The following is a 14,103-nucleotide window of genomic DNA, read 5'->3' as shown; positions in this document are numbered from 1 at the left end:
TATAAAATCGAAACATATGAAAATCACAGGAAAAGAGGGTGGACCCATTGACCGTGCTCAGGCAAAGCGATGGACGGCCAGCTACAGAGCGAGTGGCAGAGGCAAAACGAATGCCCATTTGTTTGGGGGAGAAACCGTTAGAAAACTGTTGGAACAGGATGGTTGCGTAGGTATGCGTATCTATTACGCCTTAGATGATAACGGTGAGCAGCAGTTACTGCTGGTAGGTACCGATGCCGATGGTAATGATCTGGTGGAAGGGGAAATATTGGATCACTCTACACCTTGCCCTCCTGATTGTACGACTGGAGGTGAGTTAGCCGGTTAATGGGGTTTTTCATAGAACATATTTACCCTTGGTTGAAATGGGGAGCCGTTACTAGCCCTGTTTTACCCTTTCTAATCGGCTTGTGGTTTATCAGAAGACAGAAGAATATGCAATTTAGGCTGCTCTTCTTATTCATAACCATAGGCATATTAACAGAAGCGGCGTCGCTGATAACATTAATGCTGGGGACCAAGAATAATCTTTGGCTGGGTCATTTATATACCTTTTTGGCATTCAGTGTACTGGCAAGTGTTTTTTATTTTAGCTTTAGCAGGCCCTTGCTTAAAAGAGCCATTATAGGAGGGATAATAGGGCTTTTCTGTTTGATTTATTATGATGCCTTTGTAACGGATGGATTAGCGAAGATGAACTCCCTATCCAGAATAGCCGCTAGTTCGATGCTGATTGTAATGGCGATCACTTACTTTTACAAAGTCGCAAATAATGGGAAAGTCATTTACTTGGACCGCGATCCGATGTTCTTGCTGAGCTGTGTAGTCCTTATTTACTATGCTGGTACGAGTATGTCTTATGCGATTTTCAATGAGGCGCTGGCAATTTCCTACGATATGGCGCGTATCTGTTTATCAATTATATTGATTTTGAATATTCTGTTTTACGTCAGCCATGCATTTATCCTAAGGAGGATGGCCGCATGATTGAGACCTTAACCCCTTTGTTGATCATTACGCCAGTGCTATTGATACTGGCCATCGGCATTATCGTGTTCGTATTTGCGTACCAGCGGCGCATGCTGCAGCACCAAGAGCACTTGCGCGAACTGCAGGAGCTGCGCCAGCGGCAGATGCTGGAGGCTGCCCTTGATGCCCAAGAGGCCGAACGTCGCCGTGTGGCCCGCGACCTGCACGATGAGGTAGGCGGTATGCTCGCCCTCATCCGGCTCAACATCGGACAGGTAGAGCGTAAGTGCGCCGACAACGAGGTCGCGGCCGAAACAGCGCATCGCTCCAAAGAACTGCTCGACGAAGCCATTCACAGCGTGCGCCGCATCTCGCACGATCTGCTGCCTGTTGTACTCGACAAAATGGGATTGGTGCAGGCCATTAACAGTCTGGTGAATTCCGTGCCACCCGACAGCGGATTGGAAGTGAGGTTTACGCATGACCTTGAGAAAAACCGGCTCGAAGCACGACAGGAATTGCTGTTGTTTCGTATTCTGCAGGAGCTTGTCAACAACACGCTAAAATACGCCGAAGCCACCCGTATTACGATTGACCTGCATCGCGAGGGTGATAAGTTGACTTTGCACTATGCCGATAATGGCAAAGGCTTTGAGTTCGACCCCTCTCAGAATTTGAGTGTGAGTGGCAGTGGTTTAGGTATGAAAAACCTGCAAAACCGAGTTGACCTGCTCAACGGGGTTATCAAGTTCTTCTCTAGGCTGGGGGCTGGTATCAAAGCCGAAATCATTATCCCAGTTTCTTATTTTCTCATTTTATTTTATAACTTTGGTGTAATAATTTAGGGTTTGCTATATGGAGCTGCAACCACTTACGCTTGCTATCGCTGATGATCATACCCTTTTCAGAAAAGGGGTAATTGAGATCCTGAAGGGTTTCGAGGAGATCACTGTGACCAGCGATGCCGGTAATGGCGTCGAACTCCTCGAAAAAATAGAGAATAACCTCCCCGACATCATTATGCTGGACCTCGAAATGCCGGATATGGATGGCATTGCCGTAGCTCGTTACGTGCTCAGCAAATACGCCAAAGTCAAAATACTGGTGGTGTCAATGTATGGGGAAGAAGAACTCGTGCGGAAACTGCTCGATGAGGGTGTGCACGGTTACCTGCTCAAAAGCGCCGACCCAGAAGAGCTCCGCGATGTGCTGCAGTTGCTCAGATGTGGCAAAAAGCATTACCCAGTTTTCTCCCCGAATTTTTTTGCCGCGCGAAATTAACAGATATGATATACAAACAGCAAAGCCGCTATACCTATAGCGGCTTTGCTGTTTGTAGGCTGTAAGGCCTAACCTCAGCCAACCGCACGGATGTGCCGCACGACCCACACCGCCACTAACGTTACCACGCTGGCCATGATGCCCACCCAGTTAAAATGCGTTAATGTGCCATTTGCCGCCTCCTGCACAATCAAGCCACTGACAAAGGCGGCTATACCCGCGCCCAACTGCTGCACAGATGAGTTGATGCTCATAAAACTGCCACGCAGCTCCGGCTCCACACTGGAGGTCATAAGCGACATGGCCGGTACGAAGCGGGCTCCGAATAGGATGAAAAAGAGCGTGGAGACAGTAAGCGCCAGTACCATTCCCACTGGTGGCAAGTTGGTGATCAGCACAATAGGGATGATCGAAAGGATGGCCGCCCACTTGAACACGAGGTGTTTCCCATGTTTGTCAGCCAGCCGACCGGCCCACTGAGAGGTAAAGACTGTTGCCAGTCCCCCGAAGAGGTATATATAACTCAGATCACGCTCGGTGAACCTTACATTGGCCACCATGTAGGGGCTGATGAATGGTACCACTAAGAAGCCGGCCATGGTAAGGGTCACGGTGAGCGCCATGGCCCATTGCAGGTTTGGCTGCACCACCATGGCTTTGAGCGCCCGAAACGGATTGCCGGGGCGGGCATTGGTCAGGTGTCCGCGCATGTGGGGCAAAAAGCGCACTGCCACCAGCAGAATGATCAGGCTCAGAGCCACCAGCAGGTAGAAAGGGGCGTGCCAGTTCATCTCACTGGCAAGGTATAGACCAATGGGTATACCAGCGATAGAGGCCACAGAGAAAGCAGCCATGACGCGTCCCGTGGCGGCACCTCGCCGCTGCTCCGGTATGGCGTCGCCTATAATGGCCAGCACCAGTGCTCCCAGCACACCGCCAAAACCACCGGCCACCACACGGGCTGATAGGAGTAGCGTATAGCTAGGGGCTATGGCGCAGCCGAGCGTGCCAATGATAAAACCTAAGTACAGTACTAACAGGGCGGGTTTACGGTCGAAGCGATCTATGAAAAGGGCGCTCACAAAGCCGGCGATGGCAGCGCTGAAGGTATAGGCCGATACCAGCAGCCCAAACTCCCGCGGCGAAATGCTAAATACCCGCATCAACTGTGGTCCCAACGGCATCATGATGACAAAGTCCATCATGTGTGTAAACTGAATCGCCGCCAGCAGAAAGATTAGCAGGCCCTCCCGGATCACCGTTTTGGGCACCACGCCCTCTTGGGCAGGAGTATTTATGGAGACAGGATTGCTTTCCTGAAAATCATTCATCGGTTAAACATTGTTCTTGAAACAAGCTGCCAATGTACGAATTATCTTGGTCTTCAATATCCAATTCATATTGGCACAGGCTATTTAAACCAGAGAATAGTCAGTAATGTTTTATGGAGAAGTAATCACTAGAACCTTTCTTAAAATCCATTTATCATATTCCAGCCACTCATAACAGAGTTTTACTCTCCGCTAAATAACATGACCACAATCATAGCCTCATCATAGACCAGTCCCACGAATTAGAGACAGCATCAACAGGAGGTGGAATAGAATAATTTATACATTAATTAGAAACTTTTTGACTATAGTAATGTATAAGCGTATAGTATGTTGTTAATATACCATAGTATGTTGTTTGCTAATTTATTAAGGTATAAGAAGTTTAGGCTCATTGGTATGCTGAGTATAGGCTTGATTTATTTCATGCCCTCAATAGCTACAGCTCAGGTTCAAGTAAAGCCGCCTGTAAAGATGGCTCCTAAGGACACGATTCCACAGGATACTATTTTCTATGAGGATAAGCAGCAAAGAATAGAGCAGAAAGATCAGCCGCTTGAGCGATTTGTCAGATCAGCTGACTTGGAGGTTGACGGGCTAATTGTGGACGAGACAATCACGAAGATAGGAAGGGATTTTTACGATCTGTTTAACCGCCAGTGGGAGACACCCCCGAATGTTAAGAACTACACCATCCTGATACAGGAAAGACCAACGCGGGGCAATGGCGCCTATGTGCTGATAGTCGTTAACGACGAACCGGTTTTCGAATACATATTGCAGCCCCGCTACGATATGGTGGAAGAAGTCTCGACCTATGCGGTCACCATTATTACTGAGTATGTAGTCAATAATCAGTTAAATCAGCAATTAGAAGCCGAAGGCAGGAAAGCCCGAGATGTTTTCTAGTAGAATTACCCTAACGCTATAGTCAAACTGCTCTCATGAAAAAACTTGTTTACTCCCTTCCCCTTGTCTTTATGTTCTGTCTATTGTGCGCCGGAAATGCCAAAGGGCAAGATCTATTGTACCAAGCCAAAAACCCAGCCTTTGGAGGCGAAACCTTTAACTATCAGTGGCTGCAGAGCTCTGCCCAATCGCAGGATAAGCTCAAAGACCCCGATGAAGCCAGCACGAGCCCCTTTAATAGGGATCCATTAAAGGATTTTCAAGAAAGCCTTAACAGACAGATACTAAACCAGCTGTCTAGGCAGCTGGTGACGGCGCAGTTTGGGGAGGAGGGCTTAGCTCCGGGCAATTACACCATCGGAGACTACGAGATTGAGGTGTCTGAGGGGATGTCTGGAATTAACATCAACATTTTGGATAAGGGCACCGGCAATAGGACATCGGTTACCATACCTTACTACTAGTCTCCAACAGGCGCTTGCCTCTGTGAGCTCTTACTTCTATTGCCCTACCCTTATATATATCACCCTGATCTATGCTGAAGTTTATGTGGAGAGGCTTTTACGCCTTTTTAGTTTTTATTTCTCTGTGCGCTGTACCAGCTTGTGCCCCTTATTTTAACCAGCCCATGCAAACGAGCCGAGCCTCGCTGGGAGTGCCTGCCCCCGGTAACGAAGACTTGGTAAACCTGCCACCGCCCCAGCAAAAAATTGTAGCGGCGGTATATAAATTCAGAGATCAAACCGGCCAATATAAACCCTCTTTAAATGGCGCGAACTGGTCGACAGCCATAACGCAGGGCACTACCACCATACTGCTGAAGTCGCTCGAGGAGTCGGGTTGGTTTTCACCTATTGAGCGGGAAAATCTTGGCAATCTGCTGAACGAACGGAAGATCATCCGCTCGACAAGGGCGGAGGCGGAGGCGATTACCGGTAAGCGAGAGCCCATCCTACCCGGTCTTCTGTTTGCCGGGATCATCTTAGAGGGAGGCATTATCTCATACGATGCCAATGTGGTGACAGGTGGCGCCGGCCTGCGCTATTTTGGGGCAGGCGGCTCCGGGCAGTACCGCGAAGACAAAGTGACTGTATACCTAAGGGCTATCTCCACCAGTACCGGTGAGATTCTTAAAACGGTCTATACCTCCAAAACGATACTTTCACAGGCAGTAGACTTTGGCATATTCAGGTATGTGAAGTTCAAGCGATTGCTGGAGGCCGAAACAGGCTTTACGTACAATGAGCCTTCTGAAATAGCTGTGAAAGAAGCAATAGACAAAGCGGTACAGAGCCTTGTTATTGAAGGTATACAGTCGGGCTACTGGAAGCTCAAGAACAATGACGATCTGGAGCATCCGATCATCCAGTCTTACTATCAGGAGCGGGAAGAAGTACAGCATGCCAGCATTCATGGTCAAAAGATGGAGAACCGTCGGGGTTTGATCGGCTTTAGCGCAGCCGCCGGACTTATGCAGTACCACGGAGACTATAAGAACCCGGCTATCAGACCGATGGGTGAGTTAGGATTCAAGGCTAGTACCAATCGTAACATAGCTTTTGACTCCAGAATAGGCCGAGGAATGTTGGCCGCAGAGCAGAACTTCTCCCAGACCATTAATTATGGAGAGGTAAACATCAACTATAGCCTGTTCCCAAAACTGAGGTATACTCCTTATTTACAGCTTGGCGCCGGGGTCTTGGTTAGAGGAGACGATATAGAGGAGTTCTTTAACGACCTCAGGTCCAATGGATGGCATCCCTATGTAAAAGCAGGAGTTGGGATGGAGTACTTGCTCACTAACCGCCTTGGCATCGATCTCAGCTTGTCGAGCTCCTATATGTTCAACGATAGGATTGACGGATTGGAACAAGGCAGGTTTAATGATTATTTCTACACGGGAAAAGTTGGAGTAAACCTGTATTTTGGGCTTTACAAGTAGCCAAACTATAGCTTGAGCCTAAATTTTGATTTAGAAAAATGCAGCTATCCCAAACAGCCTTTCATGATCATTTCTAAAGATGTTTTAATTTCTAGTTTTTAATAATCTAGGTTTTAGATCAAATAATGTGTTTTCATCTATAGATGAAACAAAAGACAGATGTTTTGTTATAATATATTAATATAAATATTATTATACGCTAATGTATTAATAAATTTATGTTTATAAAAAAATTATAAAAAATATAATTTTTTAATCGAGATATGAAACTATAAAATTATAGAGGGGTATAAACAGAATATAAAAATTTCTAACTCATCTACAATTTATTTACTATGAAAAAATCATTTATTTGCGCGAGTGCTTTGGCACTTTTCCTTGTCAGCTCAGCCTCCGCTCAGGTTGGTAATACAGCTATGACATCACAAACCGGGGCGTCAAACACCTCCGCCACGACCCAGACGCTGGGCACCATGAACACAGGGGTCGTTGCGCAGCAGGGACAGCTGAACTCCTCGACCGTAGCGCAGACTGGGGGCGCGGCCAACACGGCTTGGGTTAGGCAGTCAGGTGTCAGCAACGCAGCCACTGCCGTGCAGAACGGCGGCGTTGGGAACCTGATCGACATCAGACAGGCTGGTCTGGGAAACAATGCGGCAACTCTGCAGGAGGGTGGCGAGTCCAACCACATAGATCTCGACCAAGACGGTGACAACAATCTGACGATTGCTACCCAAACTAACGGTGCCGACAACAACGCTGACATCGATCAGGATGGGGTGGGGAACGCGGCCGTTATTGTTCAGGACGGCGGTGTGCGCAACGCAATTGAGGTTGACCAGAACGGTGCCGCCAACGAGGCCTGGGTGACGCAGGTAGGCGGTGAGAGAAACGAAGCCAGAGTGGACCAAGACGGGGACGGTAACATCTCCTACGTCGACCAAGTGGGCGGCCTGCGAAATGACGTGGGCATCGACCAGATGGGCGAGGGCAACTATATCGATGCCTATCAGGAGGACGGCTACCGCAACAGCACTGACATCGACCAAGACGGTGATTACAACTACGCAGGTACTGACCAGATAGGTGGCGAGTACAATAGCATCGAAGTAAGGCAAGATGGTGCTCTAAATACGGCTTATGCCCGTCAGGAAGGCGGTGCCAGAAACAGTGCGTACATCGATCAGGCTGGAAATTCCAACCTTGGGCTGGTGCTACAGAGCGGACTGGATAATAATGCCTCTATTAACCAAGTTGGGGATTTAAACTCAGCTGATGCAATTCAGATGGGCAACGCCAACAGCAGCGATATTAACCAAAGCGGTGTTGGCAATGTGGCCGGTACAATGCAGGTGGGTAATCTGAACTCGGTAGTTACTAACCAGTCAGGCTCGGGCAACTATGCTGGAACCGCTCAAGCAGGTACATCCAACAGCGCTGTGATTGATCAATCAGGAATGGGTAACGGAGCTCTAACTTACCAAACTGGCGTAGGCAACAGTGCTAGTGTTACCCAAACTGGAGTGTTAGGAACAAGTGCTACCATGCAGATGGGTGCCGGTAATATCTCCACTGTTACGCAGGGTGGTATGATGAACAGCGCCGCCGTGATGCAAAATGGTACAGGCAACGTGTCTACCATCAACCAGTAATTTAAGTTTACCATCTCTTGGGTGTGCTAAGCGGCACACCCAAGAGTTTTTTAATACAAGAAAAGCCTATCCGCTATGAAACAGCATGTAATACTACTCATTTCTTCCTTTTTATTCCTACAGATGACCGTCTTCGGACAAGGGACCAGAAATGAGGAAGAGCTATTGGAGCAACTGAGGACGGAGCAGCAAGCTAACACCGCGACCAAGGGCCTGATTCGGGAAGGGGCTCAGGTACACCAGATTGGGAATGCGAACGAGGCGGCAGTTATGCAAAGAAACTCTTCTTCACAGTCCAATGGGGCGTTTATTATGCAGGTCGGGGATTTTAACAGGGCTAGCCTGCACCAGCAGGGCATCGGAAACCGCACGGAGGCCAGACAGATTGGCGTGAATAATAATTACGCCGGTGAAGTGGACGGCATGCATAACACGACCAAAGTGCACCAGCAGGGCTTAAGCAACAACATAAACCAGACCATCAGCGGCATCAATTTAGAGCATACCCTCATACAACTCGGGAACAACAACACCATCAACCAAGTGGAAACGGGCTTGAATTCAAAGTCTTATAAAGTGGTGCAGGAAGGCAATAACATGAACATAACCATTGAGCAAAGCAATTGGGCATTACCACTTGTAACCGGTAAGAAATGATCTTTTATATACTTTTAATCTTTAACTCCCTTATAATTATGTACGATGTAAACTATATGACTCAGACAGAGTCACAATATGTAGCGCAAATGGATACACAGCGCGAAAATGGTTTGCTGTTAGTGTCTAATATGTTTGAAAACAATAGTCAGCAGACGGTATACTTGACCTACAAATTCAGATGCATTCGTGTATCTGCAACAGGCAAGTCAGCAAATAGCCAATCAGGCAGCTTTGTGGCCGCTTCCGGCCAAACTATATCTCTCTCAAAAACAGCATTGTCCATCAGGCCTACCGATAGCTACGATCTGTTGCTGGAGATTTATGACGGGAATCAGTTAGTCGCTAAACAGGAACTCAAAGTTCCCGAATTATAAGGTTGCAGTTTCTAGTTCCTTATAAGTATGAGTTGTAATACCGTGTCTCAATTTCGCTGTGTTCACTTTATCAGTATGCAGCAATAAGGAGAACAACTATATATTTTATTCGTATATAAATATATATGGATTGCATTAGACTTTTCTTTTTGTTGGGAAACATAAAGTAAGTGTGCGTCCGTGTTGATTTTATTGTTCTAACCGTCAGCTTTTATGCTCAAAGCAACCACCACCCTTAGGCTTTTTTGTGCTCTTTTTTTTCTGATCGTATTTACTGCCTGCAACGAGGATACCATCGAACCATTGGGGGAGGGATCTATTGGAGGGGAAATTCGAGACGCTGACACAAGTGAACCTCTTGCCGGGGTAGCTGTAACCAGCAATCCGGCTACATCGGCTATCGCCTCAGATGAGGACGGCCGGTTTGTGTTTGAACCTGTTGCTGGAGGTAACTATACCTTATTGGCCCGAAAAAGCGGGTACAAAACAGAGAGCGTAGCTGTTGCTGTTAAAAATGACAATCGTACATTCGTTACCATCCTGATGGTGCCTGAAAATCCGGCCACCTTTGCGCCCGGTCCCCCTTCACTTGTAGACCCATCAGATAATGCACCAAACCAAAACATATCGCTAACGCTTAAGTGGACAAGCCCCGAAGCCCGCTCTGGTGACAGTCTGACTTACAATGTATACCTCTATGAGTCTGGGGTGGCGGAGAAGAAGCTGTTAGTGCAGAACATCACAGACACGACGACAGTCGCCTCAAATCTGAAGTTTAACACGACCTATTTCTGGCAGGTGACGGTTAAGAACAAGCGTGGAGCCGTAACCAACGGACCTGTATGGAGCTTTACTACCCATGCAATGCCGGTAACACGCTTTGTATTTGCCCGTGAAGAAGAGGGAAATTATGATATCTATAGCTCTGACGGCACAGCGGCGAATGTTTTCAGGCTTACCTCTTCGTTCAGCCGCGAGTGGTGGCCAGTCATCAGTCCGATACGGGACCGTATAGCCTACTCCTCTAATGTGGGTACTGATATTCACATCTACACTATGAACCGGGACGGCTCAGAGAAACGGCAGTTGACAACCATTCCCGTCGCTGGCTATCATAACCAAGGTATAGGGTTTACATGGTCTCCTGACGGTGGGCAGCTGCTCTATGCCCATTATGACAACCTGTATCTGATCAATAGAAATGGAACAGGTCTGCGGTTAATAGCAAAGGCCCCCGCTAACAGGCACTTCCGGATGATTGACTGGACGGCTAGCGGAAATAAGATTGTTGTGCAGACTATCGGCTCCAATATCAATGACTCTGAAATCTATATCATGGATTCAGATGGCGGCAATATGACGCTTCTGGTGGAAAACCTTCCCGGTCGAATAGAAAGTCCCACTTTCTCTGTTAACGGCAGAAATGTGATGTATACCCGGGATGTGGAAGGCTTCGAAAATGCGGCGGGGCGACAGCTTAACGCGCAGATTTTCATTAAAAATTTAGAGACTTCCCGTGTTACGAATCTCTCTAACGGCAAACCTGACGGTACAAACGACCTTTTTCCACGCTTCTCATCGGACGGATCAAAAATTGTTTTCACGAATGCGCCCAACGACGGGGTGGGCCCAAGCTCAGTCTGGATGATGGATGTGTCGAATGGCAGGAACCGGGTGCGTTTGTTTGAAAACGCCACTATGCCTGACTATAAGTAAGGGCGCTTATACCTTGGCAAGCCATTGACTGCATCAGGGCCTTGCAACTTGCGATTATGGCCAACAGTAGAAGGAGTATGGCCAAAAAAGAGGAACAGCTAATCTGCGAACTGTGCGGCCGGGAAGTGCTATATCTGACCCGGCACCACCTTGTGCCCCGCGAGGAGGGAGGCCGCTATGGGGCCACGGCGGAACTATGCCAGCCTTGCCACAGCACGCTGCACCTCACCTTCAACAATCGCGAACTGGCCACTCTATATAATTCCATACCTGCGCTGCAAGAGGCCGAGGACTTACAGAAGTACCTCAAGTGGGTGCGCACCAAACGCATCGAGCGCATCTCCAACAGGCGTGGCCGCAGGCGCTAATTTTTATACCTGTGTTACGAATTTTCTTATACCTGAGTGGTGCTGTGCTCGGCTGTTATTTGATAGCAGGCTCGCCTTTCTCCCGTATAGCCAGCACCAGATCCGTTTTGGCTTGTTGGAAGCCTGCTTCGAGGCCAGCCGGGTAGCTGTGCGGGTTCAAAAGCCGCTTTATGCTTTCGTGCAGTTTGTCTATCTCAGTTTCCCGGTGCTGGCGTATTGTTTTGAGATCAGGGAGTTCCTGTATGAGTTCGCCTCTTGAGAGAACAGGCTGGAGTAGGTCTTTGTAGGCGGTGCCGGCCGGTATAGCCTTACGCTGGGTGATGTCAAGCGGGTTCACAATCAAAATCTTCTCAGGCAGGGGCTCCGCCTCGTTAAAGATCATATCAGCGATGTAACCCTGCTCATCGTAGAAGCGGCGCACCTGCTGTATACCGGGGTTAGAGGTCTTCTCCAGCTGTTCCGACAGTTTCAGGTTATAGGTCCAATTGCCGTTTTCCTGCTGAAGGGCGGCTAGTTTATAAACACCGCCCAAGGCCGGCTGATCATAAGCAGTAACCAGTTGCGTCCCGATTCCCCAAACATTCACCTTGGCGCCCTCTTGTTTTAGGCTGTTTACGATACTCTCATTCAGGTCATTGCTGGCCACGATGTTGGTATAGGTCATGCCTGCCTCGTCCAGCAGTTTGCGGGCCTCTATGCTCAGGTAGGTCAAGTCGCCGGAGTCTAGTCTAATGCCGTTGAGCCGGAAGCCGGTGGGAGCTAGCTTTTTGGCCACATTAATGGCATGGCGAACGCCTTCGAGGGTGTTGTAGGTGTCGACCAAAAAAACGGAATCTTGCGGAAAGGCCTGCCCATAGGCCTCAAAAGCAGCCTGCTCATTTTCAAAGGCCTGTACCCAGCTGTGGGCGTGGGTGCCTTTTACAGGTATGTCGTACAGCTTGCCCGCCAGCACGTTGGAAGTAGCGTTTATACCACCCACATAAGCAGCCCTTGTAGCTGACAGCGCCCCATCTATACCCTGCGCCCGTCGCATGCCGAACTCAATCACCTGATCGCCTTTGGCAGCTTCTTTTATACGGGCCGCCTTGGTGGCGACGAGTGTCTGGAAGTTGATAATAGTGAGTAGCGTGGTCTCCACCAATTGGGCTTGGAGTAAGGGTCCACGCACCCGTATTAGCGGTTCGCTCGGAAATACCACGCTACCTTCAGGTATGGCGTCCACATCGCAGGTGAAGCGCAGGTCGCGCAGGTAGTCCAGAAATCCCTGCTCAAAAAGCGGCCCCTGCTTGCCGTTGCGCAGCCCGCCTAAGTAGGCCAAGTCCTCTTCCGTAAACCGCAACTGTTGCAGGTACTCTACCGCATTTTCCAGACCGGCCGCTATGGTATAGCCGCCTTTAAAGGGAGCTTTGCGGAAGTACAGGTGAAAAACGGCTTCGCGTTCGGCTATACCCTCTTTCCAGTAGCCATAGGCCATGGTCAGTTGGTACAAGTCGGTGAGAAGCGAAAGGGAGGTGCGGTAAATCTGTTGGAGGCTCATGGTGCTGTGTTTTGATGAAGTTTGCAAAGCTGAAACGAAAGCCGGTGCTGTTGAAATCCGGAATTTTGTACTGCTCTTAACCGGGTTTCTTGTTGGCCCGAATTTAAGGTATCATCTCAGATTTACCTATCTTTATCGCATGATAAAGCGACAGTTTATACCCTTCGGCGAGGTAAAGGAGAAAAAAGCCATCATCGTGGATAGCATGCACCCCAACGGACTGGTGCTGTCGCACTGGCGGGGCGCCCCCACACCGCCCGAGGTGCGCGACGATACCAGCGCGGCCATGGTGCTGCACGCCCTTCGGCTTAATCTGCCCGGTTTGGACCTGCCTTTTGTAACCGCCAACCATTTCGATATTGACGGTTTTGTAGGCGTATGGAGCCTACTTCATCCTGAAAGGGCCCTTGAGAATGAGGAACTGCTGCGTCAAATGGCTCTCATCGGCGACTTCCGGGAATTGGACCTTAACCACCCCTTGGCTGGCGAGGCGCTGAAGCTGGTCTGCTGGATCAATGCCCGTGAGCGGGACATGTTTTACGCCCCCTTTGCCGCCGACGAAACCGAAGAGAAGGAGGCGAAGCGCTGCGTCGACAAGTTCCGGTACTTCTTGCGTGAGTTCGGTCGCGTGCTACAGGACCCCGACTGGGAGAAGCCTGTATGGGAAGTAGAAGTGGCTGATGTGCTGCTAGGCTACCGTGACATGTACAAGCCCGACACCAAACTGGAACGTCATCCGGATATCGGGCTGATCATTATACAGACACACCGTCCCATGCACTACTATGCCCTGTTCAGCCGCACCATCGGATTTGATATCGTGCTTAGTTGTTACGATGACAACCGATACGAACTCGAGTATAAGTACACCACTTGGGTGGATATCGCCTCTAGACCGACATTACCCCGCATTGATCTGGAACCACTTGCCGCACAACTCAATGCCTTGGAAACCTCAGGCTACACTTGGACCGCAGATGGCATAACAGAAACAGGCCCACTGCTGCGCTTGGAGGGTGGCGAACTGTCCCGCACGGAGCGGTATGATAACCCGAGTTCTCGAGAGATATTCTCGTCGTCTATACCTGTTGAAGCACTGAAAAAAGAAATCGTAACTTATTTCAAGAAAGCCTATGCAGGTATAGCGTCCAAGCGTTTCTGGAAGTGGGAGGAAGTGAAGGCGATCAATCGCAAGCCTGCTCTTTAGACACAATCGCGAACTCTGATTGAGCTGTACAAGGTAGATAGCGGTTTTGAAAGAGGGGCTCGGATATGATGTAAATCATTTTTAATAACAGGAATAAAGCACATTTTTGCATACACACGTATACATAGGGAAACTGTGATATAAAACGCCCCAAAAC

15 protein-coding genes are annotated in these 14,103 nt (G+C 48.9%); 13 read left to right on the top strand and 2 right to left on the bottom strand.

Translation table 11 applies throughout. The features are described from left to right. The first annotated feature begins 16 nt into the window (after positions 1-16). Genes Q1A04_RS05230 through Q1A04_RS05215 form a run of 4 tightly spaced genes read left to right on the top strand, consistent with a single transcriptional unit; the run spans position 17 to position 2,250 of the window. Positions 17-328 (top strand): hypothetical protein, encoded by a 312-nt coding sequence (locus Q1A04_RS05230; RefSeq protein WP_299702182.1) that lies wholly within the window; start codon positions 17-19, stop codon positions 326-328. 32 nt (positions 329-360) lie between these two features. Then, the gene (locus Q1A04_RS05225) at positions 361-987 is read left to right on the top strand and encodes a hypothetical protein (RefSeq protein ID WP_299702179.1); all 627 of its coding nucleotides are present in this window, start codon (positions 361-363) and stop codon (positions 985-987) included. Continuing rightward, positions 984-1,814, top strand: a complete 831-nt coding sequence (locus tag Q1A04_RS05220; RefSeq protein WP_299702176.1) for a sensor histidine kinase — start codon at positions 984-986, stop codon at positions 1,812-1,814. Before Q1A04_RS05225 ends, Q1A04_RS05220 begins: the two co-directional genes overlap by 4 nt. A gap of 10 nt (positions 1,815-1,824) precedes the next feature. Further along, positions 1,825-2,250, top strand: coding sequence for a response regulator transcription factor (locus Q1A04_RS05215; RefSeq protein WP_299702173.1), 426 nt, complete (start codon positions 1,825-1,827; stop codon positions 2,248-2,250). Between the two features lie 74 nt (positions 2,251-2,324). Here the strand turns inward: Q1A04_RS05215 and Q1A04_RS05210 are convergent, their stop codons facing one another. Then, positions 2,325-3,581 (bottom strand): MFS transporter, encoded by a 1,257-nt coding sequence (locus tag Q1A04_RS05210; RefSeq protein ID WP_299702170.1) that lies wholly within the window; start codon positions 3,579-3,581, stop codon positions 2,325-2,327. 474 nt (positions 3,582-4,055) lie between these two features. Here Q1A04_RS05210 and Q1A04_RS05205 point away from each other — a divergent pair, with 474 nt between their 5' ends. The 8 genes from Q1A04_RS05205 (at position 4,056) to Q1A04_RS05170 (ending at position 11,202) form a co-directional block, all read left to right on the top strand. Next, positions 4,056-4,490, top strand: coding sequence for a CsgE family curli-type amyloid fiber assembly protein (locus tag Q1A04_RS05205; protein WP_299702167.1), 435 nt, complete (start codon positions 4,056-4,058; stop codon positions 4,488-4,490). A gap of 35 nt (positions 4,491-4,525) precedes the next feature. Then, complete coding sequence (locus tag Q1A04_RS05200; RefSeq protein ID WP_299702164.1) at positions 4,526-4,954, top strand: curli production assembly/transport component CsgF; 429 nt, start codon at positions 4,526-4,528, stop codon at positions 4,952-4,954. A 164-nt stretch (positions 4,955-5,118) separates the two neighbouring features. After that, positions 5,119-6,432 (top strand): CsgG/HfaB family protein, encoded by a 1,314-nt coding sequence (locus Q1A04_RS05195; protein WP_299702161.1) that lies wholly within the window; start codon positions 5,119-5,121, stop codon positions 6,430-6,432. Positions 6,433-6,848: 416 nt separating this feature from the next. Then, positions 6,849-8,084 carry a hypothetical protein gene (locus tag Q1A04_RS05190; RefSeq protein ID WP_299702158.1) on the top strand — a complete coding sequence of 412 codons (1,236 nt, stop codon included), beginning with the start codon at positions 6,849-6,851 and terminating at the stop codon, positions 8,082-8,084. Positions 8,085-8,159: 75 nt separating this feature from the next. Next, entirely contained in the window at positions 8,160-8,741 is a 582-nt protein-coding gene (locus Q1A04_RS05185) for a hypothetical protein (RefSeq protein ID WP_299702155.1), read from the top strand. A 38-nt stretch (positions 8,742-8,779) separates the two neighbouring features. Continuing rightward, complete coding sequence (csgH, locus tag Q1A04_RS05180) at positions 8,780-9,118, top strand: curli-like amyloid fiber formation chaperone CsgH (protein ID WP_299702152.1); 339 nt, start codon at positions 8,780-8,782, stop codon at positions 9,116-9,118. Positions 9,119-9,331: 213 nt separating this feature from the next. Further along, positions 9,332-10,834 carry a carboxypeptidase-like regulatory domain-containing protein gene (locus Q1A04_RS05175; RefSeq protein ID WP_299702149.1) on the top strand — a complete coding sequence of 501 codons (1,503 nt, stop codon included), beginning with the start codon at positions 9,332-9,334 and terminating at the stop codon, positions 10,832-10,834. A gap of 56 nt (positions 10,835-10,890) precedes the next feature. Then, complete coding sequence (locus tag Q1A04_RS05170; RefSeq protein ID WP_299702146.1) at positions 10,891-11,202, top strand: HNH endonuclease; 312 nt, start codon at positions 10,891-10,893, stop codon at positions 11,200-11,202. A gap of 55 nt (positions 11,203-11,257) precedes the next feature. Here Q1A04_RS05170 and Q1A04_RS05165 read toward each other — a convergent pair whose 3' ends face one another. Continuing rightward, entirely contained in the window at positions 11,258-12,739 is a 1,482-nt protein-coding gene (locus tag Q1A04_RS05165; protein WP_299702143.1) for a nicotinate phosphoribosyltransferase, read from the bottom strand. A 139-nt stretch (positions 12,740-12,878) separates the two neighbouring features. On the opposite strand from Q1A04_RS05165, the gene Q1A04_RS05160 reads away from it, so the two are divergent. Then, the gene (locus tag Q1A04_RS05160; protein ID WP_299702140.1) at positions 12,879-13,946 is read left to right on the top strand and encodes a DUF6687 family protein; all 1,068 of its coding nucleotides are present in this window, start codon (positions 12,879-12,881) and stop codon (positions 13,944-13,946) included. Positions 13,947-14,103: the final 157 nt, after the last annotated feature.

Source organism: uncultured Pontibacter sp., assembly GCF_947499215.1.
GTDB lineage: Bacteria > Bacteroidota > Bacteroidia > Cytophagales > Hymenobacteraceae > Pontibacter.
This window is presented reverse-complemented; position numbering and strand designations above follow the sequence as displayed.

Excerpts from the sequence above, each read along its gene's own strand:
- Q1A04_RS05230 (WP_299702182.1), top strand. The coding sequence starts at position 17 with ATGAAAATCACAGGAAAAGAGGGTGGACCCATTGACCGTGCTCAGGCA.
- Q1A04_RS05220 (WP_299702176.1), top strand. The coding sequence starts at position 984 with ATGATTGAGACCTTAACCCCTTTGTTGATCATTACGCCAGTGCTATTG.
- Q1A04_RS05215 (WP_299702173.1), top strand. The coding sequence starts at position 1,825 with ATGGAGCTGCAACCACTTACGCTTGCTATCGCTGATGATCATACCCTT.
- Q1A04_RS05210 (WP_299702170.1), bottom strand. The coding sequence starts at position 3,581 with ATGAATGATTTTCAGGAAAGCAATCCTGTCTCCATAAATACTCCTGCC.
- Q1A04_RS05205 (WP_299702167.1), top strand. The coding sequence starts at position 4,056 with ATGGCTCCTAAGGACACGATTCCACAGGATACTATTTTCTATGAGGAT.
- Q1A04_RS05200 (WP_299702164.1), top strand. The coding sequence starts at position 4,526 with ATGAAAAAACTTGTTTACTCCCTTCCCCTTGTCTTTATGTTCTGTCTA.
- Q1A04_RS05195 (WP_299702161.1), top strand. The coding sequence starts at position 5,119 with ATGCAAACGAGCCGAGCCTCGCTGGGAGTGCCTGCCCCCGGTAACGAA.
- Q1A04_RS05190 (WP_299702158.1), top strand. The coding sequence starts at position 6,849 with ATGACATCACAAACCGGGGCGTCAAACACCTCCGCCACGACCCAGACG.
- Q1A04_RS05185 (WP_299702155.1), top strand. The coding sequence starts at position 8,160 with ATGAAACAGCATGTAATACTACTCATTTCTTCCTTTTTATTCCTACAG.
- csgH (WP_299702152.1), top strand. The coding sequence starts at position 8,780 with ATGTACGATGTAAACTATATGACTCAGACAGAGTCACAATATGTAGCG.
- Q1A04_RS05175 (WP_299702149.1), top strand. The coding sequence starts at position 9,332 with ATGCTCAAAGCAACCACCACCCTTAGGCTTTTTTGTGCTCTTTTTTTT.
- Q1A04_RS05170 (WP_299702146.1), top strand. The coding sequence starts at position 10,891 with ATGGCCAACAGTAGAAGGAGTATGGCCAAAAAAGAGGAACAGCTAATC.
- Q1A04_RS05165 (WP_299702143.1), bottom strand. The coding sequence starts at position 12,739 with ATGAGCCTCCAACAGATTTACCGCACCTCCCTTTCGCTTCTCACCGAC.
- Q1A04_RS05160 (WP_299702140.1), top strand. The coding sequence starts at position 12,879 with ATGATAAAGCGACAGTTTATACCCTTCGGCGAGGTAAAGGAGAAAAAA.